This is a genomic window from Streptomyces sp. NBC_01260 (genome assembly GCF_036226405.1).
Classification (GTDB): domain Bacteria; phylum Actinomycetota; class Actinomycetes; order Streptomycetales; family Streptomycetaceae; genus Streptomyces; species Streptomyces laculatispora.
Genome location: NZ_CP108464.1, coordinates 8384821 through 8410332, shown reverse-complemented (window position 1 = coordinate 8410332; position 25512 = coordinate 8384821). Strand labels below are relative to the sequence as shown.

Sequence of the window (25512 nt, the reverse complement as noted above, 5' to 3'; positions counted from 1 at the left end):
ACCTCGGTCCTGGCCGCCCGCACGGCACTTCCAGCTTCAGGGACCACGATGAGACGCCTTCGCAGCCGCGCCGCCGGCCCCCGCGCACCGATCGCCCTGGCGATCCCCGCACTGCTGGCCATCGGCTTTCTGTTGCTGCCACTGATCGGAATCCTCGCCCGCACCTCATGGGGCGAGCTCGCAGACCATCTGACCAGCCCCGGGACGACCGAGGCACTGAAGCTGTCGCTGCTCGTCTCCCTCTGGGCGCTCGGGCTCTCGCTCGTTCTCGGTGTTCCGCTGGCCTGGCTGCTGGCCCGTACCGACTTCCCCGGCAAGACGTTCGTCCGTTCCCTCGTGCTCCTGCCGATGGTGTTGCCGCCCACGGTGGGCGGTGTCGCCCTGCTGCTCGCCTTCGGCCGCCGCGGTCTGCTCGGGCCGTGGCTGGAGGACACGTTCGGCATCACGCTGCCCTTCCACACCTCCGGCGCCGTCCTGGCGGCGACCTTCGTCGCGATGCCGTTCCTGGTCATCAGCCTCGAAGGAGCACTCGGCGGACTGCGCCCCCGTTACGAGGAGACGGCGTCCTCCCTCGGGGCCTCGCCGATCCGGGTCTTCTTCACCGTCACCCTGCCGATGGTCGCCCCCGGTCTCGCCGCCGGAGCCGCACTCACCTGGGCGCGGGCGCTCGGCGAGTTCGGCGCGACCATCACCTTCGCCGGAAACCTCCCCGGTACCACCCAGACCCTGCCCCTCCAGGTCTACCTGCTCCTCCAGGACAACCCCGAGGCCGCCACCTCGGTCTCCCTGCTCCTGCTCGCTATCGCCATGCTCGTCCTTCTCGGACTGCGCGGACGATGGACCGGCACCCCGAGTGCCGCGGCGGCCGGTCCGCGCGCCCCGGCCGATGAGCCGGCCTCCAACCCCTCCAAGGACATCCGAACGGCGCTGCCGGGCGATGCCGACCCCGGCGCCAACCGGGAGAGCTGGCCGCTGCACGCCGAGGTCACCGGCTTCAACCAGCTCACTCTCGACGCCGACGCCGGGACCACCATCGCTGTCGTCGGCCCCAACGGTGCGGGCAAGACAACCCTCCTGCGTGCCCTACTCGGGCTCACCCCGCGCGCCCATGCCGCGCTGCGGCTGGGAGAGCTGGACGTCAGCGCCCTGCCCACGCACCGCCGCGGCGTCGCCTGGGTGCCCCAGGACGGCGCACTGTTCCCCCACCTCAGCGCACTCGCGAACACCGCCTACGGGCTGCGCGCCCAGGGCGTGCCGCGCGCCGAGGCACGCCGTGGAGCCCAGCAATGGCTCGACCGCCTCGGCGTGGGGCATCTGGCCGCCCGCAAGCCCTCCCAGGTCTCCGGCGGACAGGCCCAGCGCATCGCCCTGGCCAGGGCGCTCGCCACCCGGCCCCGGCTGCTGCTGCTCGATGAGCCGCTGGCCGCGCTCGACCAGACCACCCGGGCACATGTGCGGCACACCCTGCGCACCCACCTCGACGGCTTCGGCGGCGTCTGCCTGATCGTCACACACGACCCGGTGGAGGCCGTCTCCCTCGCCGACCGCGTCCTCGTCCTGGAGGAGGGCCACGTCCTCCAGGACGCCCCGCCCGGCGAGGTCACCCGGCACCCCCACTCCCCCTGGGTCGCCCGGATGCTCGGGCGCAACGCCTGGCCCGGCACCGCGACCGCCGACGGACTCCAGCTCCACGACGGCGGCCTCCTCGTCATCGCGGAACCGCTGCCGGCGGGTACGGCGGCACTGGCGGTCATCGCCCCCGAAGCCGTCTCCGTGCACCGCACCGAGCCGGGCGGCAGTCCGCGCAACATCTGGGCGGGCACCGTCCGGGAGATCACCACCAGCGGCAGCCGCCTGCGCGTCCTCATCACCTCACCGCAGGCACCGGATCTCGTCGCCGAGATCACCCCCCAGGCCGCGGCCGAACTCGGCCTCGCCGACGGGGTTTCGGTGTGGACCAGCGTCAAGGCGACCGAAGCGACGATCGTGGCGCTGTAGGAGACCCGGGCAGCGGCGGCGCCGGGAGTCGCCTCGCCCGCCTCCGACCTCTGCGGGCCGGCTCCCACCGCGGTCGGGTCGGCGGTCGGTTCGCCTCGCGCAGGGCAAGACGAAGGGCGGCGTCCGCGACAAAGCGGGCCGGACAGCGGGCACTCATAGCGATCGAAACGATCAATTCCGTCGGTTCTATTGAGCGGTTGAGCGTATGCGTGTTAAAAACCGGCTGACTTCACCACGCTCTCCCGTCCATCTCCCGGCCTCCGGAGCACCCATGACGCCCCCTCCCCCGTCCCCCTGGTCCCGCCGCACCTTCCTCGCGGCCACCGGCGGCACCGCACTCGCGGCCGGCCTGGCCGAGACCGGCACCGCCTCGGCCGCACCCGTCGCCCAGGCGCCGGCCGCCACCGAGGCGGACGACGCATTCGCCGCCCTGCGCGCCAAGTGGCGCACGCTGATCCTCGGTGAGGGCTTCAGCCCGACCGCGGAACCCTTCCGGTCGAAGCTCGCCACGCTCGGCACCCAGGCGACAGGTCTCCGGGCCACCATGGCTCCGGCCGCCGGCTCGCTCTGGCCCGGCCTCGGCTACGCCGATCCGTCCCCGGACACCGACCAGGAGTCGTACGGCTACTCGGCCCGGATGAACGACAGCTTCACGCGGCTGAGCACCATGGCCCAGGCGTACGCCCAGCCGGGTACCGGGGTCACCGGGGACCAGGCCCTGCGCGACGCCGTCGTCACCGGCCTGGACCACCTCTGCTCGGACGTCTACAGCGCGGACGCCGCACCGTTCGGTAACTGGTGGAACTTCCAGATCGGCTCCCCGCAGGCACTCCTCGACACCGCCGTGCTGCTCCACGACCAGCTGTCGGCCGAGCAACTGGCCACCTACTGCCGGTCCGTGGACAGGTTCCTGCCGGACTCGGCCGTGGCGAAGTACACCGGGACCAGCACCGGTGCCAACCGGGTCGACCTGTGCCGCGGGATCATCCTGCGCGGTGTCGTCGGCGACAGCGCCGCCAAGATCGCGCTGGGCCGTGACGCCCTGTCCCCCGTCTTCCCGTACGTCACCTCCGGCGACGGCTTCTACGCCGACGGCTCGTTCGTCCAGCACACCGACGTCCCGTACATCGGGGGCTACGGAGCGGTGCTCCACGACGGCCTCGGCCGGCTGTTCGCACTGCTGCGGGACTCGACGTGGCAGGTCGACGACCCGGGCAGTCAGCTCTTCCTCGACACCGTCGAAAAGGCCATCGCGCCCTTCATCTACAACGGCCTGATGATGGACAACGTCTCCAGCCGGGGCATCAGCCGCGGACTGACGGAGGCCGACGCCTTCCAGCTGCCCCAGGACGACCACACCCGCGCGCACAGCGTGATGGCCTCGGTCGTCCTGGTCGGCCGGGGCGCGAGCGCCGAGGAGCGGGCCCGCTGGAACTCCATGGTCAAGGGCTGGCTGCAACGCGACTCGTACGGTCCCGCCCTCAGGAATCCGAAACTGAGCCTGGTCAACACGGCCTTGTTGCAGAAGCTGGCCGACGACGACACGGTCAAGGCGTCGCCCGAGCCGGCCGAGCACCGGACCTTCCACAACATGGACCGGGCCACCCACCGCCGCCGGGACTGGGGCGCGTCGGTCAGCATGGCCTCCGCCCGCATCGCGCACTACGAGTTCGGCAACGGCGAGCACGCCCGCGGCTACCACACCGGGTCGGGCTGGCTGTCCTGGTGGGGCGGCGACCACGGTCTGGCGCAGTACTCGGACACCTTTTGGCCGACCGTCGACCCGTACCGGCTGCCCGGCGTCACCGTCTCGAAGAAGCTCCTCTCGGACGGATTCGGCGGCAACTGGGGCAATCCGAAGCCGGACACCACCTGGGTGGGCGGCACCACCGACGGCGAGTTCGGCACCACCGGGCAGCATCTGCGGGGCATCGACAGCACGATGACCGCTCGGAAGTCGTGGTTCTGGCTCGACGACTCGATCGTCTGCCTCGGCGCGGGCATCACCTCGGCCGACGGCGCCGCGGTCGAGACGGTGATCGACAACCGCAACCTCGGTGCATCGGGCACCGCCGCACTCACCCTCAACGGCATCCCGCAGCCGGCCGCCCAGGGCTGGAGCACCACGCGGACACACACCAGGTGGGCGCACATCCAGGGGCACGCCGGCTACGTCTTCCCACAGGCGGGCGGCAGCCGGATCAGCGCACTGCGCGAGGAGCGCACCGGCGCGTGGAAGGACATCAACGCCGGCAGTTCGCCTGCCCCCTTCACCCGACGCTATCTGACTCTGTGGCAGGACCACGGAACGGACCCGCGGGATGCCTCGTACGCGTACATCCTCATGCCCGGCGCCGGCGAGCTCCGCACCGCCGCCCGCGCCCTCGACCCGCTGTGGCTGCGGATACTCGCCAACACCTCCCGGCAGCACGGCATCCGCGTACCCTCGCTCGGTTTCACCGGGATCAACTTCTGGGCTTCAGGAACGGTCGGCACGGTCACGGCCGACGCACCGGTGAGCGTACAGATCCGGGAGAGGCGCGACGGTACGGCGACGGTCTCGGTGGCCGACCCGTCCCGCAGCGTCAAGAGCCTGACCCTCACCTGGAAGCGGCCGGTCGCGTCCGTTCTCTCCAAGGACCCCGCGGTCACCGGTGCCCGGACCGGCTCCGCCCTCACCCTCACGTTCGGCGACCTGAGCGGCAGCTACGGAGCGACCCACCGGGTCAGGGTCCGCACGGCCTGACGGTCCCCGGTGCCACCGGGCTCCGCCACCTCCGCGGGCCGCCGCTCTCCGGCCGGCGGAGGTGTCTGCCCCCGGCGGGGCACCTGGTGGTGTCAGCTCGTCGCGGCGGCGTCCCGTGCGGCGGCGTCCCGTTCCAGCGCGGCGGCCTTGCGGGCGACTCGGACGATGTCGCCGGAGGGCCTGGTGGCGTACGGACGGCGGGTGCGCACCCAGGTGTCCTCCAGCGCGTACCAGTCGACGGCCGCCGGCGCGCGGTCCTCGGCCAGCGCCGCCGCCAACTCGTCGAAGTAGGTCTTCCAGCGGAGGGTGTAGAGGCCGCCGACCAGACCCGCCCACTCGCGGTTCGCGTAGTCGTGCAGTCCACCGCGGTCCGAGGCGGAGCGGTCGCCCCACACGGTGAGGAGCGACAGCGCGTCGTGTGCGAGCCGGTCCCGCTCGGACGCGGTGGCACCCCATGCGCGGGCGTCGGCAACCCAACGGCCCAGGAGGTGGCGGGAGTCGGTGGACACGGCGTCCTCCAGGAGTTCCATCCAGCCGAACCACTCATCGGTGAGGCGTGCGAACCGCGGCCGGTCCGCGGTGTCGTACGCCGTCTTGATGAGGGGGAGCAGTACGCGGCTGCGGTGCGAGATGACCTGCCGGGTGACATCGAGCAGGTCGTACCGGTACGCGGTGCTCCTGCGCAGTGGCGTTGCGACCGCGAGGAGTTCGGGCAGCGCCGCAGCGAATTCGGCGGGGTCGTAGCGGAACGCCGCGGGCGACCAGGACGCCCCGTGGGACGCGGTGAGCGAGGGGCGCGCGCCGAAGAGGCCGTCGTGCCCTTCGGCCCAGCTGTCTTGGCGGGTTGTGCCGTAGGCGGTGCGGCGGAGCGTGTCCCAGGCGGCGGTGGCGTGCCGGTCGGGGGCTCCGTACCGCTGGACCGCCCACCGGTCGAACCAGGTGGTGAGTTCCAGTGGGCCCTCGGTCCATGGCAGGTCGCTGAAGAGCGCGAACGCCGCAGGGTTGTTGTCGGCAGCCTCGGGCATCAGGGCGATGCCGGCCAGCGCGCTTCCCTGCTTGGTGCGCCACTTCCCGTACAGCTCCGCCCAGTCGGCGGTGTTGGCGCCCATGGTGGTGTGGCCGCCGAAGTTCCAGATCGAGCCGAAGGCGTACGGGGTCCCCGCCCAGTCCTTCTCGCGGTCGGTGACCGTCGGGAACCGGTCGGAGAGACCGTCGACGATGAACAGCTTCGTCCTGTCGACGGCGTCGATGATCTCGCGCCGCGGGTTGGTCTGCCAGCCGAGGATGTTCCAGACAGCACCGGGATGCGCGGTGCGCAGCGCGCTCTCCACCGCGCGGGCGGCGTCACCGACGGGGACGTCTCCCGGTACTCCGCCTTCGTGCAGGAGGTCGACCTTGTACATGTCGGAGTCTCCGAGGAGCTCGCTCTGGACTCGGTAGAAGGTCTCGGCGAGCCGGGTGAAGCTCTCGGTGCGCGGGTCGAGCCAGTCGGGGCGGGTGAAGCCGACCCAGTCGCCCTGCGGCACGACGTGGGCTCCCGGGTTGCGGTCGGCGAAGCCGGGCGGGACCGTACCGAAGTAACCGGGGAGCACCGGCGTCATGCCCAGTTCGCGCAGCCGGTTCACGATGCGCCTGCCCAACGCGAGTCGCCGGTCAAGGAGTTGCGAGGAGACGGGGCCACCGAACGCCGACATGTTCTGCAGCAGCCACCACGGCTGGTGGGCGGGCCCGGCGATCCAGGCGCGCATCTCGGTGTCGGTGTAGCCGTGTTCCATGAATGTGCGGTGGTAGACGGAGTCCGCGCCGGTGTGGACGAGGACCTCGTTGTAGCCGTGCAGGGCGAGGACGTCGAGTTCGTGCTCCCAGTAGTCCCAGCCCTGGTAGGGGCCGGTGTAGCCGTCGCTGGTGTCGTTGAGGGCATAGCGGTGGGCTACGTTCGCCGCTCTGACCAGGGGCTCCGTGACACCTGGCAGCTTCCGGGAAAGGGCGGTCTGTTCGCCCGTCCAGGAGAAGTGGGCGTGTGCGGTGGACCTCAGGTAGTGGTGGAATCCGGTGAGTTGAACGGCGGGAGTAGTGCCTTCGACCGTGATGTGCCCGGTTGTCCCGGAGACGCGGAAGGCGTCGGCTCCGTCCTTGGCGGGAACGGTGCGGAAGGTGACCTGGTCGTGGTGGTGGGGCAGTAGCCGCGCCAGCGCGCGGGAGGCGGCGGATCGTCCCGGTGACGCGTCGGCCGCGGTGCCGCTCGCTGCGCCGAGGGCCGCGGCGGCGCCGACGGCGCCGATGATCGTGCGACGGCTGATGTTCATGGGGAAGCTCCAACCGGAGAAGTGGGGAGGAGGGACCGAGCCACTGACCGGCGACCTTGCACGAGCCGAAGGCGCGGGGTCAAGCGATGGTGCGGGGTGGATTCCCGGCCTCATACCGATGGCGGCGACCGCTGACCACCATGGGCGCGGCCCGCGCCCCGGGTCGCGCCGCTCCCGGTGCGGTGTGGGACCCGGCCGGGGAATCCTGGATTCCGCGGTTCGGCGTGCGGCACCTGGCCACTGCGGTCACTCGGATCGGAGATCGGCGCGCCGTGGGCCTGAAGCGGGGCATCGCCGTCCTGGGCATCGGGAGCGTGCGCTGCCTCTTGACGCGGTGACGCCGGCAGGGCCCCGCCGGGAGGACATAGAGAGCGTTCCTGGTTCGGATCATGTTGTGGGGCGGAGACTTCCGCGCCCCTGCTGTCAGCAGATCTTGCCCGGGACGGTCGCAGTGGCCCTCAGCAGGTCTCGCACCAGGCGGAAGTCGATGCTCCCCGGTTTACGGAACCGCAGACAGCCCTTGCCCATGTCCTGCCCGGCCAGCCTTCCCTCGAACGCCTCCCGGACATCGCTCCGCATGAGGTAGAAGGAGATGTACTGCTTCTGACTCGCGAACGCGATCTCGGCGACGCCGTTCCGCTCGTACGCGGGCATGCCGTGCGCCATGACCTCGTCGAACCCCTTCAGCTCAGCCCGGCACAACTGCCGCAGCCTGGTCAGGACATCCCTGCGCTCCTCCGGAACCTCGGCCAGATACCCGTCGACGTTTACCGCACTGCTCTGCACCATGCAGTGAGCCTATTCCATCCCGGCGATGCCGAACTTTTCAATCACGGCCCAGGTCCCCAGTTACGTACCTTTCTTCGCCCCCACCCGTCAGGCCACATCCGTCTCGCTCTCAATGACCTGGAGGCGGTTCTTCAGCCGGTAGCGGGGACCGTTGATCGGGACGACTTCACAGTGGGTCGAGGATCGAACCGGCTCGAAATCCTCCCGCATTTTCTACGTGTCGAAAATAAACAGAATATGAGCATCGTCCAGGTATTTGATATCAACCTCGCAGCCCTTCCGTACCTTTGACATGCGGGAGGCGGGAATAGTATCCCGGCCATCCACGCGTCTCGTCACGTCACCCTCGCACCATGAAAGACGATATGCTATTTCGAAGGATCCGCTGTCATTTGTGCCGACATGGCGAACATCCTCCACCAGGGCCTTAATGTCCCGCCCGTGCGTCTCGATCTTATGGCCACGAATGAAGAGGTGAACAATGTAGGCAATGGTGCCCACGACGAGAATGCCGGAAATAATGACAACAAATTTCACGGTTACCCCCTCGTATAAAATTTCCATACCCTATACGCGTCGCCACACGTACAAAATGATGCCTGCCCTTACCGACGGCAAGACCAGAGATTTGTCTGTCTAATGAATTTCTTTACGTCCTCTGCAAGCCCTTAGTCCTGTGCTCCCCGAGCCGCCTCGCCCGCACCGCAGGACTCCCGTACCCGCAGTTCCGGCAACAGTTCGAGGTGCTGGCGGGGCGTCGGCGTGGCTCCCGACGCCCGCTCAGCCAGCCGCTGCAGGATCAGCTTCGCCGCCAGCTCGCCCACCGCGCGCTTCGGCGGTGCGACGGCCGTCAGCGGTACGTCGGACAGCCCGGCCACCTCGTCGTCGTAGGCGATGAGAGCCAGGTCGGCGGGGACGTTGACGCCGCGCGACCGCAGCCGGGGCACCAGCACGATCGCGTCCTCGTCGCTGTGGACGAGGACTGCGGTGACCCCCTGGTTCCTGACCGCGCCGACGAGGTACTCCGCCATCTCGTCGTACTCGCCGTGCGCCCTGATGACCGGTGATCCGGGCACGGGGATCAGTCCGAGTGATTCCACGGCTGCCAGGTATCCCGCGGTGATCTGCGCGGCGTGCGGCCCTTCCTGCAGCACCGCGGCGACGGCCCGGTGCCCGAGTCCGGCGAGGTGGCCCACCGCTTCCGCGGCGCCGTGAGCCCGGTCGGTACGCACCCGGTCGAGTCCCGCGGCGGGGTTGCCGGCCGGCGCCGAGCGCTCGACCAGGACGGCCGGGACGGGGCATTCCAGCAGCCACTTCTCCTGACCGTCGGCGGGCACCCCGCCGAACCAGCTGGGTGCGATCAGCAGGCCCTCGGCGCCGCCGGCCAGAAGATGATCCGCCTGCACCGGGTCCTCGGTGTCCACATAGCCCGACATGCCCAGCACCAGCCGGCCGCCCTGGGCCTCCACGGTCTCCCGGGCACCCCGCACGATGTCGGCGAAGACGAAGGTGGTGGTCGGCACGATCATTCCGATCACCGCGCCGTCGGCGCTCGGGATCCGCGCCGCTTCCGAGGGCCGGTCCGTCGGCCACACCACGGCCCCATGCAGCCGCCGCAAGCTGCCCCGGGCCGCCAGCGTCTCCACGTCCCGTCTCAAGGTCACGGCGGAGACGCCGAGTTCGGAGGCCAGCTCGGCGACCCGGAGGCTGCCGCGCTGTCGGACGAGTTCGAGTACCCGCTCATGGCGCTGGTCGACATGCAGACGCATGGGCTCCCCCTGTGGCAAGGCCGGACGGCCGCGGAGAGCGACTCCCCGCAGGTCGCGGTATCGCCGGACAGCGTATCGAACGCTTGCGTTCAATACGTTCATTCACTCACCGGGATCCGGCCCCGGCCCGTACCGCTCGTGGGGAGGCGCCGAGCTCGCGGCGGCAGGCCTTGTTGAAGGCCTGCAGATCCGTGATGCCCACCGAGGCGGCGACCGCGGGAATGGAGAGGGTCGACTCCCGGAGCAGATGCCCGGCCCGTTCCAGCCGCCGGCGCCTGATGTAGGCGACGAGGGTGTCACCGCGTTCCGCCCGGAACAGCCGGGTCAGGTGGTTGTGCGAGACTCCGGCGGCACTCGCGATGTCCGGTACGGCCAGCGGGCGGGCCAGATGCGCCTCGATGTACGCGACGGCGGCGGTGACAGCGGGGTGCGGGACGGAGCGGCTCACGGTGGGCGGCAGCCGGGCCACCCGCCACAGGGCTGTCCAGAGCTCCGCCGATGCCTGGGCGGGTGCGGCGGGCGCTGCGGCGATGGCGCGACGGAACAGTTCGGACAGAGATGTGGCGTGCGGCCCGGCGTCCTGCATCACCGGCACCGAGCAGGGGTCGCCCGTCCCCGGCAGCGACAGATGCGCGAAGAGGTGCTCGGACCGCCCCCGGTACCGGAACTCCACCGGGGTGTCCGGTGGCACGAGGCTCACATGGCCGGGCCGGATGGGGTGGACCTCGCCGCGAACGGTCAGCCGGCCTTCGTAGCCGTACAGGTGCAGCTGCCACAGGTCCGGCAGTTGGAAGACGTCCCACGCGGCGGTCGTCCCGTGGACACCGACCCCCACGGCGGCGACCCTGGGCGGCTCGCTCAGGTGAATGGGGATCATGGTGAGAATTTACCAGTAGTGGTGAACCGGGCCCACGCGCCCGCCCCGGTCCGGCTCCTAGCGTGGGAGGACGGGTGTGACGGGTGCGCGAGGACGCGCACCGGGCCTGATGGACGCGGGAGTGCCTTGTGGCGATGCAGAAATGGTTCGGCGATGCCAAGTTGGGGATCTTCGTGCACTGGGGGATCTATGCCGTGGACGGTGTGGCGGAGTCCTGGTCCTTCTACAACGGGCAGGTCTCCTACGAGCGCTATATGAACCAGCTGCACGGTTTCACCGCCTCGCGGTACGACCCCCGGGAGTGGGCCGATCTCTTCGCCCGTGCGGGCGCCGGATACGCGGTGCTGACGGCCAAGCACCACGACGGGGTGGCGCTCTACGACACCCTCCACTCCGACCTCTCCGTGGCCACCCGTACACCTGCGGGCCGCGATCTGGTCACCGGGTACACGGAGGCACTGCGCGAGCGCGGGCTCAAGGTCGGCCTGTACTTCTCCCACTCGGACTGGTCCCATCCCGACTACGCCACGGTGCGGCACCCCGCCCCCCGGGACGCCGCACTCGTCGACTCCCGATTCAGCGCGCCGCCGGCCGGCCAGGAGGACCCGGAGCGCTGGGAACGGTTCCTGGAGTTCCGCGCCGCCCAGGTCCGCGAGGTGGCCGACCGCTTCCGCCCCGATCTCCTCTGGTTCGACGGTGAGTGGGAGCGCAGCGAGGAGCAGTGGCGCATGGACGAGCTGGCGCGGGACGTCGCCTCCGTCCTTCCCGACACCGTCCTCAATGCCCGGATGACCGGTCACGGGGATTACGCGACCCCGGAGCAGGGCCTGCCGACCGAGGCCCCGGAGGGCCCGTGGGAGCTCTGCCTTACCGTCAACGACTCCTGGGGATACCAGCACGCGGACACCAATCAGAAGTCGGTCGGACAGCTGGTCCGCTACTTCACCGAGACGATCGGGATGGGCGGCAATCTGCTGCTGGCCGTGGGGCCCAGGGAGGACGGCACGATCCCGCAGGAACAGGCCGACCGGCTGACCGGGCTCGGCGACTGGATCGCCCCGCACACGGAGGCGGTCCACGGTACGGGCGCCGGTCTCCCGGCCGGCCACCACTACGGACCCAGCACCCTCTCGGCCGACCGCCGGACGCTGTACCTGATCTGCTTCGGCACCCCTCACGAGACGGTGTCGGTCAGAGGGCTGAGCACACCGGTGAAGCGCGTTTCGGTCCTGGCCACGGGAGACGTCCTGCCGCACCGGGTGACGGGCGGGCTCGGCCAGGTGCCGGGGGTCCTGTGGATCGATGCCCCGACCGCCGGTCAGGTCGACCCGCACGCCACCGTACTGGCGGTCGAACTCGACGGTGAGCTGGAGCTGTACCGGGGGAAGGGTCGCGACTGAGGGCTGTCCCGCAATCCCTGGCGGGACAGCCCTCCGGTTCCGCCTGCCGCGTCCCCGTCACCGGCCGAAGCCCCCGACCCGCCCGACAGGTCGGCGTCTCGACCTGGTGCGCGAGCCGCGCCGGGGCCGCGCGCAGGAGTGCTTCGGTGAGAAGCCGTACCTGGCGGCACGGTTCACCGACGCCCTGGTGCGCGGCGTCCAGGGGCCCCCGGACCGGCAGTTCGGGCCGGAGCGGGCGGCTGTCGTGCTCAAGCACTTCGCCGGGCAGGGAGCGACGGCCGGTGGCCGCAGCAGTGCGGCGACCGAGCTGGGCGCCCACGAGCTGCACGAGATCCATCTGGAGGCCGCGCCGGCCGGGGCGGCCGGCCGGGGACCCGGTGGCGGCCGGGGCGATGACGCTGGAGGCGGGGACCGGCCTGAGCCTGTGGGACGGCTGCTTCCCCCGCCTGGAGGAGGCCGTGCGGCGCGGCCTGGCCGACGAGAGCACTCTGGACACCGCCGTCGGCCGCTGAAGTTCCGGCTCGGCCTCTTCGAGCACCCGTCTACCGGGGAGGGTCCTGCGGCCCCGGCGCCGGAGCTCCTGAGCGAGCGGATCGCCCGAGGGGAGACGGTGCAGCTCTACGTGCGCCGGGTAATCGGCGCGACGTCATGGCCGCGAGTACGGGAGCTGCGCGGCTTCGCCCGGATCGGCGTGGTGCCCGGAGAGCGGGCCCAGGTCTCCTTCCCGCTGGGGGCGCCGGCTCTGGCTTCGGTCACCCGCGCGTGGGAGCGGCGGTGGAGCCGGGAGAGTTCGCGATCGGGACGGGTCCGTCCTCGGACCACACCCGCGAGGTCCGGCTGACCGTGACAGCTCGGACCAGCGGCAGCTGAGGGGGAGCCCTCCGCGGCGCTCCGGGAGTTCCCCGGCCCTGGGAACTCCCGGAGGTTCAAGTAAGGTAAACCTAACAATGCCTGTTCAGCGCCTCGCTGCGGCATCCTTCACCCAGGCATGGAGCACCCCTTGTCGAATCTGGCGCCCGCGCCTGCACCTGACGTACTGGCCGGAGCCGTACCTCTGCGCTCGGCCGACGAGCTGCGGAGCATCCTCGGCCCGCCGCACCCGATCGTCATCGACAAGGTTCACGACCGGCTCACCGAGGAAGACCTGGACCTGCTGGCCCGGTCGCCGTTCTGCACCCTGTCCACGTCCGACGCGGCCGGAAACTGTGATGTCACCCCGCGCGGTGACGGCCCCGGATTCACCCGGGTGCTCGACGCGGGCACCCTCGCCCTGCCCGACCGTCCGGGCAACCGGCGCTGCGACAGCTTCCACAACGTGCTGTCCAACCCGCACGTGGGCCTGCTCTACCTGATACCCGGAGTGATGGACGCCTTGAGGATCAACGGCCGTGCCCGCGTCCTCACGGACGCCCCGTTCTTCGACTCGTTGACGGTGAAGGGCCGGCGACCGGAGCTCGCCCTGGTCGTCGAGATCGACGAGATCTTCCGCCACTGCCCGGCGGCCCTCCGCCGCTCGGGACTGTGGTCGCCGGAGACCTGGGAGCGGGCCGCCGGGCCGGCCGCCGCGTGAACCGCGCGGGAGCCTGACCGGCTCCCCCCGGGCGCGGCCGTGCACCGACCCGGAACGGCCCTGCTATCTGCCGGAGTTGGACCGCCACAGCAGCCAGCCGAAGTACGGGGCGCCGATCACCGCCGTGACGATTCCCACCGGAATCTGTGCGGGCGCGATGACCGTACGGCCGACTGTGTCGGCGACGACCACCAGCAGGGCCCCCATCAGCGCGGCGACCGGCAGCACCCGTCCGTGCCGCTGGCCCACAGCGGCACGGGCCGCGTGCGGTGCCACGAGTCCGACGAAGCCGATGACACCGACCGCCGCAACCGCCGCGGCGGTGAGCACGACGGCGATGACGAGCAGTCCCAGACGCGTCGTGCCGAGCCGGATGCCGAGCAGTCTCGGAGTGTCGGCGTCCAGGCCGATGAGATCGAGTTCGCGGCGCCGCACCGCGAGAATCGGCAGTGCCACGGCCAACGCACCGAGCACCGGGAGGACTTCGGGGAACGAGCGTCCGTAGGTCGAGCCGGAGAGCCAGGTGAGGGCCTTCGTCCCGTTGTACGGGTCGGTCAGCACGATGAGCAGGCTGACCAGGGCGGCCGCCCCCGCGGAGACACCGATACCGATCAGCACCAGCCGGTTCTGCTCCAGTCCGCGCCGTGCCGCGAGCCCGAAGACCAGCACGGCCGCGGCCGCGGCCCCGGCCAGTGCCGATCCGCCGACCAGCCAGAAGCTCGCGAGCGGGATGGCGGTCAACGTGATGACAGCGCCGACTCCCGCTCCCCCGACGACCCCGAGGATGCCGGGTTCGGCCAGCGGGTTGCGCGAGACCGCCTGCACCACCGTCCCCGCGACCGCCAGAGCGGCTCCGGCGAGCAGCGCCGCGGCGATCCGCGGCATCCGGGTGTCGAGGACGAACGAGACGAACGTTCCCGACCTGCCCATGAGCCAGTTCGCCACGTCGCCGAGCAGCAGGGGCGCGTCGCCGAGGAGCGTCGACGCGACGACAGCGGTGACCAGCGCCCCGGCCACCGCCACGAGGGTGACGACGAAGGCTCGGCGGCCGCGGAGACGGGCGAACGCCGCCTCGGAGCCCGCGGCGCCCGCGTCACGGGAGCGGTATGCGAGGACGACGAGTACGACGGCGCCGAGGAAGCTCGTCACGATGCCGGTCGGCACGGTGGCACCGGCCTGGGCTCCGAAGAGCGCACGCAGCAGCACATCGGCGCCCAGGACGACGAGTACGCCTGCCACCGCGGACGCGGGAAGGAACACCCGGTGCCGCAGGAGTTCGGGCACTCGGCCACCCGCCAGCCGGACGATCGCCGGCGCACACAGCCCGACGAAGCCGATGGGGCCGGCGACGGTGACGGCGACAGCGGAGAGGACCACGGCGAGAATGACGACGATCGTCCGCGTGAGCCGTGGGCTGACGCCGACGACCGCGGCGCCGTCGTCGCCCAGCGCGAGGATGTCGAGCCGCCTGCCGAGCGCGATGAGTCCGGCCAGCGCCAGCAGCGCGACCGGGGCGAGCTGATCGATCGTCTCCATGCCGATCTGCGCGACGGAGCCGTTGCCCCATGCGTAGAGGCCGGTCGTCTGCTGGGGGCGCAGGAGCAGCAGCATCTGGCTCAGGCCGCTGAGCCCGAGCATGAGGGCCGAACCGGCCAGCACCAGCCGGGTGGGGCCGGCGCCGGCGCGGGCGAGTCCCAGCACGATGCCCGCGGCGAGCAGACCGCCGATCAGGGCAGTGCCGCCCGCGGGAAGGGCCGGCAGTGTGATGCCGAACGCGGCGACGGCGACGACCGCGAGGTAGGCGCCGGCGTTCACGGCGAGCGTGTCGGGCGAGGCCAGCACGTTGCGCGACACCGACTGGAGGGCGGCGCCCGCCGTGCCCAGCGTGCAGCCGACGACCAGCCCGGCGGCGAGTCGCGGCAGCCGGGAGGCGACCAGCACGGCGTCCGCCTGGCCGGCCCCGTCGTTGCCGGTCCACAGGGTGGCGAAGGCCCGCCACAGGGTGTGCAGTCCGACGGTCGCCGTGCCCTGGCTGATGTGCACGGCCATGAGAGCGAGCAGGGCGAGGAGCGCCCCGAGGACCAGGAGGGACAGAGGTCCGCGGCGGGCCGGCCGGCCCGCCCCGTCGGAGGGCGGTTCCTCCGTCTGGGCGGACGGCGGCACTCGTTCGGCCTTCGTCGTAGGGGTGATCACGTTCACTTGGTCAGTGCGTCCACGAGTGCGTCGGTGTACTGGGTCATCGACGCGGTGCCGCCGAACATCCAGATGCCGTCGGGCAGCCGGTGGACGTCTCCGTTCTTCACGAAGGGCAGTGACTTCCACACCGCGTTGTCCTTGAGCCCGTCGGCGAACGGGTCGCTGTTCTCCGTCGTGTTGGTGATGTAGACGAACTGGGCGTCGCCGATCTTCGTGAGTCCTTCGACGTCCGTCGCCGCCAGGCCGTAGCCCTTGTCACCCTTCATGGCCCATGGACTGACCAGGCCGAGTTCGGTGTTGATGTCGGTGATCAGGGAGCCCTTCGCGAACGGGCGCACCGAGACCTGACTTCCTGCCTTCCAGCCATCGGCGAAGGCGACCTCCTCTCCGCCGAGTCCGGCGGCGGCGAGCTTCTTCTTTCCGTCGGCGAGCTTCTGACGGAATGCCGCGATGTCGGTCTTGGCCTTGGCCTCGGTTCCGGTGGCCTCGGCGATAAGACTGACGTTGTCGGTCATCTGATCGATCTGCCGGCCGGCGTCCGCCGCCCGCACCACGATGAGGGGGGCCACCTTGGAGAGCTGCTTGATGGCGGAGTCCGACAGATCGTTCGTCGCCACGATGAGGTCGGGCTTGAGGGCGGCGACCGTGTCGACGCTGGGTTCGCCGCGGGTACCTATGTCCTTGACGCCGCCGGCCAGCGGCGCCGCGGTGTCGTAGGCCCGGTATCCCTTCACGTCGGCGACGCCGACCGGGTCGACTCCCAGCGTGATGAGCGATTCGACGACGTTCCACTCGGTGCCGACGACGCGCTTGGCGGGCCCGTCGAGCTTCACCTTCTTGCCTCGTGAGTCGGTCACCGTCAGTGTGGTGTCCGCGGCGGCCTCCTTCTTGGGTGCCTCGGTCGTGCCGCAGCCGACGAGCGTGATCGCAGCGGTCCCGGCGATCACGGGCCATGCCCAGTGCTTGGTCGTCATGGAGGGTTCAGGGCCTTTCGAGCCGGAGGTGGTGTCTTCCCACCGCTCTTGTGCGGGGGGTGCCCGTGGACGGGTCGGATTCGACCTCGATACGGATTCCGTAGGTGTCGGTCAGCAGTTCGGGGTCGTACACCTGGGCCGGGGTTCCGGCGGCGGCGACGCGCCCCGAGGAGAGCAGGACGACCCGGTCCGCCACCGCGGCGGCCTGGTCCAGGTCGTGCAGGACGACGCCGATGGTCACGCCGTGCGTGTCGGCGAGATCCCGGACGAGGTCGAGGATCTCCACCTGGTAGCGCAGGTCGAGATAGGTGGTCGGTTCGTCGAGCAGCAGCACTTCGGTGTCCTGTGCCAGGCAGCAGGCGAACCAGACGCGTTGCAACTGGCCGCCGGAGAGGCTCTCGACGCCGCGGTCCGCGAGGTCGGCGACGTTCGTGATGGCCAGTGCGTGCTCGATGAGCCTCGCGCCGTCCGGGTCACTCCCCCGCAGTCGGCCGCGGTACGGGTGGCGGCCGAAACCCACCACCTCGCGGACGCTGAGGCCCGCCGGGGTCGTGCGGCTTTGCGCCAGCAGTGTGACCCGCCGGGCGAAATCGGTGCGGGAGAGGGCGAGGGCATCGACGGCGTCGCTGCCCTCGCTCCGTATCGTCACGCTTCCTGCGCGGGCTCGGTGCAGGCGGGCGACGGCACGCAACAGGGTCGACTTCCCACTGCCGTTCGGGCCGATCAGTGCGGTGACCTGCCCGTTGGGCAGGCGGAGGTCCGCCCCGTGCACGACATCGACGCCGTCGTAGGCGACCGTGACGCCGGTGGCGGCGAGGCCGAACGGAGCGCCGGGGGCCGCATCGCCGGGGGCGACCACGGCGTGACGACGCGGTGGGGTGTGTTCTCTGTCGAGTGCAGTCACGATCACTCGGCGAAGGTTAGCCTAACCTAACTAGACACCGAAAACCGGTCACCGGTCAGACGCGTCCCGCGGCTTCCGGCTCCCACGGGAGAGGGGGCCGGCAACCACGGCTGCCAGCAGGACCGCTCGCGAGCGCGCACCCTCGACGTTGCCGCCGACTCCCCGGTTCCCCTCTGAGCAACTTGCGCCAGAACTCCCCCAAGCAGCCACGGACTCCGTCCTCGCGGACGAGCAGGCGGATGTCGGCGGCGGGGTCGCGCCGGGTGACGTCAGCGGCAACCTCCGGACCGGCAAGCGGACATCGCCCCGGTTCCGCGGCATGGGGAACGGCGCCCCCGGCCATGCCGGCGGGCGCCGTCGGGCCAGGGCCCGTGGTGGTCGGAAGTGGCCGGTGGCGGCCCGGGCGATCAGTCCATCAGGCCGCTCGCGAGCGTCGCCCCCAGCTCCCAGCACGCCTCGGTATCGGCCTTGCCCGGCTCGCCCGTCACCGTCACGGCGTCCGCCGCCCGGCGCCATCCCAGCCCCGTCGTGATCGACTCGATGGCCCGCACGGCGCCGGTGACGTCGTTGCCACCGTGCACGTAGTACCCGAAGGGCCGGCCGCTCGTCGCATCAAGGCACGGGTAGTAGACCTGGTCGAAGAAGTGCTTGAGGGCGCCGGACATGTAGCCGAGGTTGGCCGGGGTCCCGAGCAGAAGGCCGTCGGCGGCGAGCACGTCGGACGCCGTCGCGGCGAGTGCAGCGCGCCGCACGACCCGGACGCCCTCGATCCCCTCCGTCGTCGCACCGGAGACGACGGCTTCGAACAGCGCCTGGCAGTTCGGCGAGGGCGTGTGATGCACGATCAGCAAAGTGGCCACACCCCCGAACCCTGCCGCCCCCGCCTCCCGGCCGCAAGCGAGGCACACGTCTCGCGATGAGCGCACCACGGGCGCTCGGCCTCCGGGCGCGCGCACCGATTCCGGCCTGCCCGGCGCGATCACGCCGGGCGGCTCGCGGTGACCAGCCAGGCGGTGCCGCGCAGCCGGACGGCGCCCCGCTCCTCGTGGTCGCGCAGGCGGTTCACCAGCGCCTCACGGGCGCGGTCCCGGATCTCCTGGTCCACCTGATCGGTCAGATGGCGTCCGGGACCGCTGTCCAGCAGGAAGTCCGCCGCGTCCTCGGCGTTCCGCCCCCAGTTCCCGTACGCCTCCACACCCACCGGGCTGACGTCCACGAACCCCGCCGAGGACAGCACCGTGCGGATGCGGTCCGGATCGACCAGGGAGAACATGCCCGGACCGCCCGGCGCCCCGAACTCCCCGAGGGGCAGGTGGTCCCGCAGCACAGCCATGGCCCGGATCCACTCGTTGCCCCCGGCGTCCGCGGCGCAGATGAACGCCAGGCGGCCTCCGGGGCGCAGGGCGCGGCCGATGTTGGCGAAGGCCTCGACGGGGTCGGCGAAGAACATCACCCCGAAGCGGCTGATCGCCACGTCGAAGGCGGCGGACTCGAAGGGGTGGACCTGGGCGTCCGCGTGATCGAACGTCGCGTTGCCCACGCCCTCGCCCGCCGCCGTCAGCCGGGCGCGCTCCAGCATGGGGAGCGACAGGTCGACCCCCAGCACCCGCCCGCGGGCCGCTCGCCGCGCGGCCAGCCGTGCCGTCTTTCCGGCTCCGCAGCCGACATCGAGCACCCGGTCCCGCTCGCCTATCGCGGCGGCGGCGAGCAGCGGTTCGTTGAAGCCCCCGTTCACCGCGTCCCAACGGTCCTGATTGCGCGCCCAGTACGTGCCTTCGTAGCCGTTCCATGCCTGTGCCTGCTCGGTGTTGGCGATGTCGGGCATCGGGTGCCTCCTGCTGGGTGCGGGAACGCCGGACCTATGATGGGCGTATGCCCATACAGTATGGGCGCGCGCCCATACTGACAACCCGGGCCTTGCCCGGGCGGGCCGCGGCATCACATCGGGAGGAGCCTCATGTCACCGCGTGGAGTGGCGATGCCGGACGTTCGGGAGCGGCTGTTCGCCGCGGCGGAACGCGTGCTGGCCCGTGAGGGGCCGGGCGCCCTGACCAGCAGGGCGATCACCGGAGAGGCGGGCTGCGCCAAGGGCGTACTGCACGCCCATTTCGCCGGCCTGGACGAGTTCGTCGCCGATCTGGTGCTGGACAGGTTCGCGCACACCGCGCGGGAGGCCGAGGCACTCCCCCGACGGGCGGGCGAGGGCACGGCGGCCGGGAACCTCTGTGGTGTCGCGCTCGCGCTACTGGACTCCGGCGGTCCGACGATCGCGGGCCTGGCCATGACGCGCCCCGCCGCCTCCCTGCGGCTGCGCCGGGCACTGGAGTCGGGAGCGCCGGGCTTCTCGGCGATCCAGGAGTCGATCACCCGATACCTGGACGCCGAACAGCGCCTGGGCCGCCTCGCGGCCGGTACCGACACGGCCGCGGTCGCGCTCGCCGTGGTCGGAACCACCCATCATCTCCTGATGACGGGCTGGTCGGGCGCCCCCGGCCCCCGGGAGCAGGTGCGGGGGCTGATCGCCATGCTCGCGGGGGCTGCCGGGGACGCCTCCGGCGATGCCCCGGCCGGGGAGTAGGCGCCGGGACCACCCGCCGCCGCGGCCCTGCTCCCGTTCGCGGGCTGTCAGGACGCGGCGCGGCCGAAGCAGCGCTTCAGCTCGTCGGCGTCGTAGAAGTAGCTGCCCTTCGACACCGGCTCGCAGCCCTGCTTGAACGCGGTCTGCTTCTCGTTGTAGAGCATCCGCACCAGGTACTTGTTCCCCTTCCGGTACAGGTCCCACTGGATGTTCGCGGCCATCGGCGCCACCGACGCACCTCGCCAGGCGTTGTCGGCGTACGTGTAGGGCTCGGCCGGCGAAGCCGGCTTCGTGCTGCCGGGCAGGCCCATGAGCGCGGCCAGCGGGATGATCTCCTCCGCGTGCGTGAAGCGCAGCTCGGCGCCCACGTCTCCGGTCCCGGCCCGCTTGGCGTCGATCTTCTCGAAGAAGTCGTCGAGCAGGACGTTCGCCATCTTGTACGTGATGTCGCTGTCGGAGAAGCCCGGCCCCTTCTCGTAGAAGTCCTCGGCATCGCTGAGGTAGGCGAACCACCGCGCGTCACGCGGTGCGATGTAACGCCCCATGTTCCAGCTGCCCTCGTCGGCCATGGCCGGAGCGATGCTGTAGAGGGCGTAGACCGCCTGCGCGGCTTGCGTCCCGGTGCCGATCGAGGAGAACTCGCCCGCCGAGATCCGCTCGGCGAAGGCCGGCTTGAAGATCTTCTCCAGGACGTTGCGGGCGGCGGTGCGAGTGGCCCGCCGGTCGGTGATCTCCTTGAGCGTGGAGGCGAGCCGCTTGTCGTTGTCGACGTAGTCCCGGTATTCCTTGCCCCCGGCCGACTTGTGGAAGTAGAGCAGGTCGGCATCGGTCCTGGCCGGCGTGATGAGCGGCTTGAGGGCGGGGTCGTTGTCGGCCAGCGCCGCTGCGAACAGATTGCCGCTGTCGACGGCGCGGTCCTTGCCGGAGTTGACGACATTGATCTGCTCGGAGTTCCTGGCGATCGTCCTGAAGAGCGCGGGAAGCCGCTTCTCCAGCCGCGCGGCGGTGTCCGCGAGCTCGCGCTCGCCCCGGCCGCTGAGCTGTCCGTACCCGACCTTGTCCATGGCCGCGAGCAGCGACTTCGTCTCGCCGCCGAACCGCTCACCGGCGCGGGTGAGCTGCCCCTCGCCCGCCGCCTTCGTCCACAGCGCCAGGATCAGGTCGCCGTCCTCGCTGTCGGACGCCGCGCGGGAGCCGTGGCGGGAGACGTTCTCGGTGAACACCGGGACGAACCCCTTGGGGGCCTGCTGGTACGCGCGGATGTTCTGCTGCGGCGCGTACGGAGTCTTGGTGGCGTAGTGGCCGGAGGAGTCCGCTTGCGCCGGCAGCGCGGTCGACAGCAGCGCGGAGGCGGTGAGTGTCAGAGCGACGGCGACGGTTCGTTTCCGCATGAGTTCACCGGTTCGGGTCGGGATGCATCGGTCGGGCGCTCGCATCATGATCGTTCCGGATGAACCCCGTGCGTCCGGAACATGGCGCGCGGATGCGCCGCTGCCCACCGATGGGGAGTACCCGTCCCTCCGGCCCTACCGGGGCCGCCACCCGGCACGGGCAGCACGTGCGGGCCCCGGACCCGGGGATGAACACCGGTCAGAGCCTGAGCGGTTGGTCCTTGACCGGCCGGGTGTGCGCCTCGGCCAGGCACGCGGGCATCGCCAGCACGTCGCTGTGGTCCCCGGCCCGGTACGCGCTCGGCGTCATCCCCACGAGCTCGGTGAACCTGGAGCTGAACGAACCGAGGGAGGTGCAGCCGACCGCCATGCACGCGTCGGTCACACTCATGCCGGCGCGCAGCAGCGCCATCGCCCGCTCGACCCGCCGGGTCATGAGGTAGCTGTACGGCGTCTCGCCGTAGGCCGCCCGGAACGCCCGGGAGAAGTGTCCGGGCGACATCAGCGCCCGGCGAGCCATCGCCGGTACGTCGAGCGGCCGCGCGTACTCGCGGTCGACCAGGTCCCGCGCCCGGCGCAGGTGCGCGAGGTTGGCAAGGCGCTGGGCGTCCGCCAGGGGCTGATCATCCATGGGACGAGGGTACGCGGCTCGGACCAGCGGCTGCCGCCCTCAACCGGCTTGCCCCGAAACGCCGGCCGGTGCCGAGACGAGGGACGCGGCGAGCTCGGTGAGCCGGGTGCGCTGACCGGCGGACAGCCCTTCGGTGAGCGCGGTCACCCGGCGGCCGATCTCGTCCGCGCACCGCTCGGCGACCCGCCTGCCGCCGGGGGTCAGGGTGACGAGGACGGCGCGGCCGTCGTACGGGGAGGGCGTGCGCTCGACCAGACCGCGCTTCTGCGCGCGGCCGACCAGTCCGGTCATCGAGGACTTGTCCAGGCCGAGATGGCGGCCGAGTTCGACCATTCCCGCCTGCCGGTCGCGCAGGATGCCGAGCAGCCTGATCTGGATGACCGACAGGTCGTGCTCGCCACCTGCGGCGGACACGATGCGGTGGATCAGGAAGGACAGCTGGACCAACGCGTCCACTGTGTTCAGGGGCCCGTCGTCGGCAAGGCCGGACGGGTCGGATTCGAGGGTCATGGGGCCAGCCTATTTGACGTAGTACGTGGCACAAACTACCTTCGGATTTAGTACGCTCCGCAAACCAAATGGTGGCGGCAGCCCAATCGGAACGGGAGAACCCCATGCACGCCGCAGTCGTACGGTCCTTCGGCTCCCCGCCCCGGTTCGAGAGCTTCCCGACCCCCAGCGCCTCCGGGGACCACGAGGTCCTTGTCAACGTCCTGGCCACCGGTCTGCACCCTCGGGTGCGTTCGGCCGCGAACGGCAGCCACTACACCTCCGACGGCACGCTGCCCCTGATCCCCGGCTTCGACGCGGTCGGCCGCACCCAGGAGGGCGAACTGCTCTACTTCGTCGCCACGGACACGGCCCTGGGCACCATGGCGGAGAAGGCGGTGGTCGACCGCCGCCGGGCCATCGCCCTGCCGCCCGGAACCGACCCGGCCGACGTGGCCGCGGCCATGAACCCCGGCATGTCCTCCTGGGTGGCACTGCGTTCCCGTATCTCCCTCCGGCCCGGCAGCTCCGTCCTGGTCCTGGGCGCCACGGGCAACGCCGGACAGCTTGCCGTCCAGATCGCCGGACACCTCGGGGCCGGCCGGGTGATCGGCGCGGGCCGCGACCCCGAACGCCTCCGCCTGCTGAAGGGCGTCGGAGCCGACGAGACGGTGAGCCTGACCGGCGACGACAAGACCGTGGCCGACCGGCTCGGGCAGGCGGCCGCGGACGTCGACGTCGTCATCGACTATCTGTGGGGCCACGTCACCCAGCAGGCCATGCCCGCACTGCTGACAGCCCGCGCCGACCGCTCGAAGGCTCTGACCTGGATCCAGATCGGGTCCACGGCCGGCCAGAACATCACCCTGCCCTCCTCCCTGCTGCGCGCGGCGAACCTGAACATCATGGGCAGCGGCCAGGGTTCCGTGACGACCGCGGGCATCGTCGCCGAACTGCCGCCCCTCGCCGAACAGATCGTCGCCGGAACACTGAGCGTGGACCCGCTGCTCATCCCGCTCAGCCAGGTCGAGCAGGCGTGGAACACCCCGACCGCCCCCGGCCAGCGGATCGTCCTCACACCCTGACATCCGCGTACCGCACGTCACCGACCGCCGCCCGCACCGGCCCCGCTCCGGCGCGGGGCCGATTCACGAACCGCCCGCGCCGCGACACCAAGGACGAAACGTCCCAAACGTTGCATAATGCAGCACCAGGAGTTCACGAAACCACCCACGAAGGAGTCACTCGTGGCTTTGACCCGTGAAGAGCGCGAGCAGTTTCTGGCCGAGCCGCACGTCGCCGCACTGGCCGTGAGCGCGGCCGAGCCGGACCGGTCACCGCTGACGGTCCCGATCTGGTACCAGTACCAGCCGGGCGGCGATGTCTGGATCATGACGGGACCCGACTCCCGCAAGGGGAAATCGATCACCAAGGCGGGCCGGTTCTGCCTGATGGTCGACCGTGTCTCACCGACCGTCCGGTACGTGTCGGTCGAGGGCCCCGTCATCTCCACCGTCCCGGCCACACGCGAACACCTGGTGGAGATGTCGTCGCGCTACCTCGCCGCCGAGAAGGTCGACGGCTATGTCGACTTCGCCTGGAAGGAGCACGGCGAGCAGGCGGTCATCCACATGCGGCCGCAACGCTGGCTCAGCTCGGACCTCGGCGAGATCTGAGGAGCGCGGGACGCACCGGCCTGTCCGCCGCCGTGGTCATGCCGCTGCGGTCACCCGTCGCGGTCATGCCGCTGCGGTCCTGAAGTTCCTCCGGGAGCCACGCCGAGCTGTCGCATCTGCGCGAGGACGTCGACGACCCCCCAGGTCTCAGCGATTCGTTCGCCCGCGAAGCGGAAGATGAAGATCTCGTTGTACGTGACCGGTCGTCCGGTGGGCGGGAGGCCCGTGTACTCACCCAGATGGGTTCCGGTGACCGTGTTCCTGGAGACGACCCTGTCTCCCTCGGCGATCATGTCCTCGACCTCGATGTGAAGGTCGGGGAAGGCCCGGCAGAGCGTCGTGAACACCTCCTTCAGCGCCTGTGCCCCCGTCGCCTCGACCGGCAAGGGCGTGCGGATCAGCACGTCCGGCTCGAACAGCTCGTCGATCGTCTTCGCAATGAGCTCCGCATCGCCGCGGTTGACGGCCTCATGCAGCCGGCTGAGCACCGCTCTGTTGTGGGCTGACCGGTCTGTGGACATCTGGCTTCACCTCGGGTCGGCGCGAACATTCGGGTGGCTGCCGCTGGTCGCGGCGAGGGCGTGGCCGCCGGTGTCCGACAGCCCGTCCGGGTCCGGTCACCTCTGGAGGACGGCCTCGACGTCGAGGCTGATCGACACCGTCTCGCCGACCACGCCGCCGACTCCGTCCATCGGGATGTGGATGCCGTAGTCACGACGGTCGATCTGCGCGCTCGCGGAGAAGCCGGCCCGTCGGCCACCGGACGTGACCGGGCCGAACCCGTACGCCTCGACGGCCAGCGGCACCTTCCTGGTGACACCGCGAAACGTCAGTTCACCGTCGATGACCCAGCCGTCACCGGTCCGGCGGATGCCGGTGGAGCGGTAGCTCATCGTCGGGTACTTCTCGACGTCGAAGTAGTCGGCGGAGCGGAGGTGGTGGTCACGCCGCTCGTTGCCGGTGCCGATGGACGCGACATCGATCGTCGCGACGACCGACGAGCCCAGTGGGTCCTCGCTCGTGACAATCGTGACGTCGGAGCCGGTGAACCGGCCACGCACCTTGCTGACCATGAGGTGCCGGACGGCGAAGGCGATCCCGGAGTGCGCCGGGTCCGCCTTCCAGGTGCCGGCCGTGTAGCCGGGGATCGTGCCGGTCACAGGGGCGGAACTCATGACTTCCTCCATGGTTCGGTGGTGCCGCTGCCGGGCGGCGCGG

22 protein-coding genes and 1 pseudogene are annotated in these 25512 nt (G+C 70.9%); 8 read left to right on the top strand and 15 right to left on the bottom strand.

The genetic code is table 11. The features are described from left to right. Positions 1-48 precede the first annotated feature (48 nt). Together OG322_RS37495 and OG322_RS37490 are read left to right on the top strand one after the other, a co-directional pair. Entirely contained in the window at positions 49-1998 is a 1950-nt protein-coding gene (locus tag OG322_RS37495; RefSeq protein WP_329307549.1) for an ABC transporter permease, read from the top strand. Between the two features lie 271 nt (positions 1999-2269). Next, complete coding sequence (locus tag OG322_RS37490) at positions 2270-4744, top strand: polysaccharide lyase 8 family protein (protein WP_329307548.1); 2475 nt, start codon at positions 2270-2272, stop codon at positions 4742-4744. Between the two features lie 92 nt (positions 4745-4836). Here OG322_RS37490 and OG322_RS37485 read toward each other — a convergent pair whose 3' ends face one another. The 5 genes from OG322_RS37485 to OG322_RS37460 all read right to left on the bottom strand — a co-directional run bounded on the left by OG322_RS37485 (position 4837) and on the right by OG322_RS37460 (position 10485). Then, on the bottom strand, positions 4837-7050 hold the full coding sequence (locus tag OG322_RS37485) for an alpha-N-acetylglucosaminidase (RefSeq protein WP_124285859.1): 2214 nt from the start codon (positions 7048-7050) through the stop codon (positions 4837-4839). A gap of 423 nt (positions 7051-7473) precedes the next feature. Beyond that, entirely contained in the window at positions 7474-7839 is a 366-nt protein-coding gene (locus OG322_RS37480; RefSeq protein ID WP_123465167.1) for an iron chaperone, read from the bottom strand. A 213-nt stretch (positions 7840-8052) separates the two neighbouring features. Further along, positions 8053-8376, bottom strand: a complete 324-nt coding sequence (locus OG322_RS37470; protein ID WP_123465165.1) for a hypothetical protein — start codon at positions 8374-8376, stop codon at positions 8053-8055. A 131-nt stretch (positions 8377-8507) separates the two neighbouring features. Continuing rightward, a complete protein-coding gene (locus OG322_RS37465; RefSeq protein WP_123465163.1) occupies positions 8508-9608 on the bottom strand; it encodes a substrate-binding domain-containing protein in 1101 nt (366 codons plus the stop codon). A gap of 106 nt (positions 9609-9714) precedes the next feature. Continuing rightward, complete coding sequence (locus tag OG322_RS37460; protein WP_123465161.1) at positions 9715-10485, bottom strand: AraC family transcriptional regulator; 771 nt, start codon at positions 10483-10485, stop codon at positions 9715-9717. 128 nt (positions 10486-10613) lie between these two features. On the opposite strand from OG322_RS37460, the gene OG322_RS37455 reads away from it, so the two are divergent. The 3 genes and pseudogenes from OG322_RS37455 (at position 10614) to OG322_RS37440 (ending at position 13455) form a co-directional block, all read left to right on the top strand. Further along, entirely contained in the window at positions 10614-11885 is a 1272-nt protein-coding gene (locus tag OG322_RS37455) for an alpha-L-fucosidase (RefSeq protein WP_123465159.1), read from the top strand. A 97-nt stretch (positions 11886-11982) separates the two neighbouring features. Beyond that, positions 11983-12726: pseudogene (locus OG322_RS41795) on the top strand (glycoside hydrolase family 3 N-terminal domain-containing protein); the annotation flags it as partial. A 159-nt stretch (positions 12727-12885) separates the two neighbouring features. Beyond that, complete coding sequence (locus OG322_RS37440) at positions 12886-13455, top strand: MSMEG_1061 family FMN-dependent PPOX-type flavoprotein (RefSeq protein WP_241200329.1); 570 nt, start codon at positions 12886-12888, stop codon at positions 13453-13455. 63 nt (positions 13456-13518) lie between these two features. Here OG322_RS37440 and OG322_RS37435 read toward each other — a convergent pair whose 3' ends face one another. From OG322_RS37435 to OG322_RS37415, 5 genes are all read right to left on the bottom strand, one after another. Beyond that, a complete protein-coding gene (locus tag OG322_RS37435) occupies positions 13519-15648 on the bottom strand; it encodes an iron ABC transporter permease (RefSeq protein ID WP_329307547.1) in 2130 nt (709 codons plus the stop codon). 2 nt (positions 15649-15650) lie between these two features. After that, on the bottom strand, positions 15651-16625 hold the full coding sequence (locus OG322_RS37430; RefSeq protein ID WP_329307546.1) for an iron-siderophore ABC transporter substrate-binding protein: 975 nt from the start codon (positions 16623-16625) through the stop codon (positions 15651-15653). Between the two features lie 7 nt (positions 16626-16632). Continuing rightward, positions 16633-17484: an ABC transporter ATP-binding protein gene (locus tag OG322_RS37425; RefSeq protein WP_164494540.1), complete on the bottom strand. Its 852-nt coding sequence runs from the start codon at positions 17482-17484 to the stop codon at positions 16633-16635. Between the two features lie 452 nt (positions 17485-17936). Then, positions 17937-18389 carry a flavodoxin family protein gene (locus OG322_RS37420; protein WP_123466417.1) on the bottom strand — a complete coding sequence of 151 codons (453 nt, stop codon included), beginning with the start codon at positions 18387-18389 and terminating at the stop codon, positions 17937-17939. A gap of 119 nt (positions 18390-18508) precedes the next feature. Beyond that, positions 18509-19354, bottom strand: coding sequence for a class I SAM-dependent methyltransferase (locus tag OG322_RS37415; RefSeq protein ID WP_123465149.1), 846 nt, complete (start codon positions 19352-19354; stop codon positions 18509-18511). Positions 19355-19486: 132 nt separating this feature from the next. Between OG322_RS37415 and OG322_RS37410 the strand changes: the two genes are divergently transcribed. Beyond that, positions 19487-20107 carry a TetR family transcriptional regulator gene (locus OG322_RS37410; RefSeq protein ID WP_329307545.1) on the top strand — a complete coding sequence of 207 codons (621 nt, stop codon included), beginning with the start codon at positions 19487-19489 and terminating at the stop codon, positions 20105-20107. A gap of 47 nt (positions 20108-20154) precedes the next feature. Here the strand turns inward: OG322_RS37410 and OG322_RS37405 are convergent, their stop codons facing one another. The 3 genes from OG322_RS37405 to OG322_RS37395 form a co-directional block, all read right to left on the bottom strand. Next, the gene (locus OG322_RS37405; RefSeq protein WP_329307544.1) at positions 20155-21498 is read right to left on the bottom strand and encodes a histidine-type phosphatase; all 1344 of its coding nucleotides are present in this window, start codon (positions 21496-21498) and stop codon (positions 20155-20157) included. 199 nt (positions 21499-21697) lie between these two features. Next, positions 21698-22129, bottom strand: coding sequence for a helix-turn-helix transcriptional regulator (locus tag OG322_RS37400; RefSeq protein ID WP_329307543.1), 432 nt, complete (start codon positions 22127-22129; stop codon positions 21698-21700). Between the two features lie 39 nt (positions 22130-22168). After that, positions 22169-22639, bottom strand: coding sequence for a MarR family winged helix-turn-helix transcriptional regulator (locus OG322_RS37395; protein WP_123465143.1), 471 nt, complete (start codon positions 22637-22639; stop codon positions 22169-22171). Between the two features lie 104 nt (positions 22640-22743). Between OG322_RS37395 and OG322_RS37390 the strand changes: the two genes are divergently transcribed. Beyond that, the gene (locus tag OG322_RS37390) at positions 22744-23703 is read left to right on the top strand and encodes a quinone oxidoreductase family protein (RefSeq protein WP_329307542.1); all 960 of its coding nucleotides are present in this window, start codon (positions 22744-22746) and stop codon (positions 23701-23703) included. A gap of 162 nt (positions 23704-23865) precedes the next feature. Continuing rightward, positions 23866-24294 carry a pyridoxamine 5'-phosphate oxidase family protein gene (locus OG322_RS37385; RefSeq protein ID WP_123466413.1) on the top strand — a complete coding sequence of 143 codons (429 nt, stop codon included), beginning with the start codon at positions 23866-23868 and terminating at the stop codon, positions 24292-24294. Positions 24295-24344: 50 nt separating this feature from the next. Here OG322_RS37385 and OG322_RS37380 read toward each other — a convergent pair whose 3' ends face one another. Together OG322_RS37380 and OG322_RS37375 are read right to left on the bottom strand one after the other, a co-directional pair. Beyond that, positions 24345-24815 carry an ester cyclase gene (locus OG322_RS37380; protein WP_124285852.1) on the bottom strand — a complete coding sequence of 157 codons (471 nt, stop codon included), beginning with the start codon at positions 24813-24815 and terminating at the stop codon, positions 24345-24347. Between the two features lie 96 nt (positions 24816-24911). Continuing rightward, a complete protein-coding gene (locus tag OG322_RS37375; RefSeq protein ID WP_329307541.1) occupies positions 24912-25469 on the bottom strand; it encodes a YceI family protein in 558 nt (185 codons plus the stop codon). Positions 25470-25512: the final 43 nt, after the last annotated feature.